Genomic DNA, 1,294 nt, shown 5'->3' on the forward strand with positions numbered 1-1,294 from the left:
TGAACCGCTGCGGGTTCTGCAGAGACTCTAGATTGTTGCTGTGACCTGCAGGTTTGGCTGCTGTTGGCTGTAGTAGGCGGCTTCGTACTCGGCAGGTGGGGTGTGGCCGAGTTCACTGTGGAGCCGGGTGGAGTTGAACCAGTCGACGTACTCGGCGGTGGCGATCTCGACATCGGTCAGGGTCCGCCAGGGGCCCTGGCGCTTGATGAGCTCGGTCTTGTACAGGCCGATGGTCGACTCCATCAGGGCGTTGTCCAGGGCGTCTCCGACTGTTCCGATGGAAGCCGCGATCCGCTCGGCAGCCAGGTGGGTCGCCAGGCGGAACGACGTGTACTGCGAGCCGGCGTCCGAGTGGTGAATCAACTCCCTTGGCGCGACCGGGAATCCGGCGCGGTCCCGCTGCCACAGGCCCATCTCGAGTGCGGACAGGATCAGCGGGGTCTGCTTGTTGGTGGCCGCCGACCAGCCGACGATCCGCCGTGAGAAGGTGTCGACGACGAACGCGACGTAGACGGTGCCCGCCCAGGCCGCCACGTGCGTGAAATCCGCGACCCACACCCGATTCGGCGCGCTGGCCACGAAGTTGCGCCGCAGCAGGTCGGGTGCGCGGTCCACGCTCTTGTCCGAGACGGTGGTAACGACCTTCTTGCCTCGCACCGCCCCTGACAGTCCTTCGGCCTTCATGAGACGGGAGACCGTGCACTGGGCGACGGCGTGTCCGCGTCGCTGGAGTTCGGCCCAGACCTTGCGGTAGCCGTAGACGCCGTAGTTGCTCTCGTGGATCTCTTTGATGAGCGGGACGAGTTCGGCGTCGCGGCGGGCGCGGGCGGAGGTGGTGCCGCTCTTTTGGGCGTAGTAGGTGCTGGGGTGGATGCTGCAGTCGTTCGCGGTGAGCGTCCTGCAGATCGGCTCGACTCCGCCGAAGCGGTCCCGGTGCTCGTCGATGAACGCTACGAGCGTGTGTGTGGCCGGTCGAGCTCGGCCGCGAAGAAAGACGCCGCGGCCCTGAGGATCTCGTTGGCCCGCTTGAGTTCGGCGTTCTCCCGCTTGAGCGCCTTCATCGCGGCGGATTCCTCGGTCGTGGTGCCAGGCCGGGTGCCGGCGTCGGTCTGGGCCTGGCGGACCCACTTGCGCAGGCTTTCCGGGCCAACGTCGAGCTTGGCGCCGATCGACCGGATGCACTGGTACTCGGTCTCGTACTGATCGCGGGTCTCCAGCACCAGGCGCACCGCCCGCTCCCGGACCTCACTGGGGTATGGCTTCCTCATAACGGACTCGATCCTTCCAAGAGAAC

1 protein-coding gene is annotated in these 1,294 nt (G+C 66.3%); it reads right to left on the reverse strand.

Annotation, left to right across the window (positions count from 1 at the left end; genetic code table 11):
- Positions 1 to 27 precede the first annotated feature (27 nt).
- Positions 28 to 1,268 (reverse strand): IS3 family transposase gene (locus ACIP82_RS37825; protein ID WP_400660342.1). Its coding sequence is split into 2 segments (ribosomal slippage): positions 28 to 995 and positions 995 to 1,268, totalling 1,242 coding nucleotides; the frame shifts between segments, so codons are not numbered across the junction.
- Positions 1,269 to 1,294 lie beyond the last annotated feature (26 nt).

This window comes from Kitasatospora sp. NPDC088548 (assembly GCF_044753005.1).
Taxonomy (GTDB): Bacteria; Actinomycetota; Actinomycetes; order Streptomycetales; family Streptomycetaceae; genus Kitasatospora.